Origin of the sequence: Micromonospora echinofusca, from assembly GCF_017614955.1 — a bacterium.
Taxonomy (GTDB): domain Bacteria; phylum Actinomycetota; class Actinomycetes; order Mycobacteriales; family Micromonosporaceae; genus Micromonospora; species Micromonospora echinofusca_A.
Genome location: NZ_WVUH01000582.1, coordinates 1 through 2286, shown reverse-complemented (window position 1 = coordinate 2286; position 2286 = coordinate 1). Strand labels below are relative to the sequence as shown.

2 protein-coding genes are annotated in these 2286 nt (G+C 73.3%); both read right to left on the bottom strand.

Translation table 11 applies throughout. From position 1 onward, the window contains the following. Nucleotides 1-154 precede the first annotated feature (154 nt). Entirely contained in the window at nucleotides 155-1201 is a 1047-nt protein-coding gene (locus tag GSF22_RS32950) for a GNAT family N-acetyltransferase (RefSeq protein WP_208817818.1), read from the bottom strand. 108 nt (nucleotides 1202-1309) lie between these two features. Then, entirely contained in the window at nucleotides 1310-2017 is a 708-nt protein-coding gene (locus GSF22_RS32945; RefSeq protein ID WP_208817817.1) for an amino acid-binding protein, read from the bottom strand. Between the last annotated feature and the right edge of the window lie 269 nt (nucleotides 2018-2286).

Here is a 2286-nt window from a genome sequence, read left to right as displayed (position 1 = left end):
CAGCCACGGGCACACTGCCGACGCGATCGAGAACCTCGAAGAACTTCGCCTTGAGTTCCACGGAAACGGACACGGTCCTCGCAACCCCCAGAAGATCCGGGTGTTGCGAGGACCACTAGACCCCAAGGTAGAGGAAGGGGCCCTTCCTAACACCTCAATGCCGGTTGACGGGGATCGGGCTGAGCACCACGGTCGCGGTCAGCAGCGCCTCGTCGAGCCGCATCGGGGCCGGCCGGCCCAGCCGACGCAGGGTACGCAGCATCGCCGCGTTGTCCGCCTGGGTGTGCAGCAGCAGCGCCGCGTACCCGGCCCGCTCGGCGTACGCCACCAGCCGGCGGAGCAGGGCGGTCCCCACCCCGCGCCGCTGCCAGTCGTCCCGGACCAGGAACGCCACCTCGGCCTCGTCACCCTCACCGAGCAGGTTGGCCATCGCGACCACCTGGTCCGTCCCGTCCGCGCCGACGGTCACCGCGAGCAGGGTCAGACCCCGCGCCGGGTCGAGCAGCCGCCGCAGCCGGGTCGGCGTCGGCGCCGCCCCGCCGCTGAGATAACGCCGCTGCCGGCTGGTCGGTGAGCAGCGTCCGTGCAGTTCGAGTACGCCCGGCAGGTCGTCGACCGACGCCGGCCGTACGCTGAGCTCCGCGCCGTCGGGAAGAAGCAGGGTGACCTGCTCGGCGAGCCGGCGCGCGGCGGCGCCGGCCAGTTCGACGAGGGCCTGCGCGCGGGCGTACTCGGCGGGGGTGAACGTCGGGGCGGCCCGGTGCAGGACGAAGTACCCGCCGGCCGGCTCGACCAGGTGCAGGGTGTCCGTGCCCACCCCGGAGCGGTCCGGTACGGGCGCGACCCGCCAGGTGACCGTGTCGGCGGCGAGCAGCGACCGCAGCACCTCGCCCAGCGCGTCCGGGTCGTGGACCAGGCGGGTCGCCAGACCGAGTACCCGGGTCGGCTGGTCCGCCAGGCCACGCGCCTCACTGCGCGAGATCCAGCAGTCCCGGCCCCGGCCCCGTTCCACCGCGGCCAGCAGTTCCGCCTCCCCGACGCTGTCCGGTGCGTCCACGAGGAAGTCGTCGACGGCTCCCGCCTCGGTGGTGTGCACCTGGACCGCCAGGATGTTGACGCCGCGCAGCGCCAGGCTGGCGGTCAGCACTGAAAGGTACCCGGGCCGGTCGTCGACGGTGGCCCGGATCCGCCACAGCGCCATCCTTCACTCCTCCCCGCCGCTCGCGGCGGTCCTGCTGGTGGGAGGTGTTAGGAAGGGGCCCTTCCTATACCGAAAACGATAAGAGGGGGCCCTTCCTAACACCTGTCCCTACACCTGGAACGTGGCGGTGGCCGGCGGTGCGCCGACCAGGTCGAGCCGGTCGCCGAGGATCACCGCGGCGGCCCGGACGAGTTGGGCCAGCCGGTCCACCTCGGTGGCGTGGAAGGCTGCGGCGGTGAGCGGTGCCACGTCCGCGCGGGACACCACCAGCACCAGCCCGGCGCGGCCGAAGGGCGCGACCGCGTAGTGTTCGCCGGCCGGGCCGGTCAGCGCGCGGGCCCGCAGCGGGGTGATCTCCGGGAGCCGGGCCGGCACCGGTGCCCGCCAACTGGCGTACGCCGGGGTGGCCGTGCCGGTGCCGCTGCGTTCCGCCCAGTCGGCCGGTACGACGGCAGCGGCGGCCCAGTCGGCGGCCAGCAGTCCGGGTACCGCGTCGACCAGGGTGGCCAGCCCGTCGTTCGGGTTCGCCGCGACCTGGGCCAGCAGTTCGGCGTCCTGACCGCCGACGATGGGACTGCCGATCGCCCGCCACACCCCGTCGACGCGGACGCCGGGGATCGCGGCGAGGCCGGCGAGCAGCCGGTCGACGCGGGCGGTACCCGGCCAGACCACGGTGAAGTCGTCGACCGCCCGCCCACCGAGGCGTTCCAGGACGACGACCTGGACGATGTCGGCGCCGGCGATACCGAGGGTGCGGGCCACCTGGCCGAGCGTCCCGGGTCGGTCCGGCAGGGTCACCCGAACTCTGAGCAACATCGCGCTCCCTCCGCTCGGTGGGCCGGTCTGGTGCCGGCGTGTGAGGACAGCCTGCGGGGTGACCATTTCGTAACCGTTGCCTGGCCGTGTCCCGGCGGGAACAATCCACCCCACGGTTCACGTTGCCCCGGGCCGGCGTCTTCCCGCCGGATGGTTACCCGCCGGTATCCGAGCCTTGACAAGGCGGTCGGCCTGCCATGAACTAGTCGGATGACCGTCCCGGCCAGCCACCCGCCCCGGCCGGGACGGTCATCCGACTAGTTCATGGC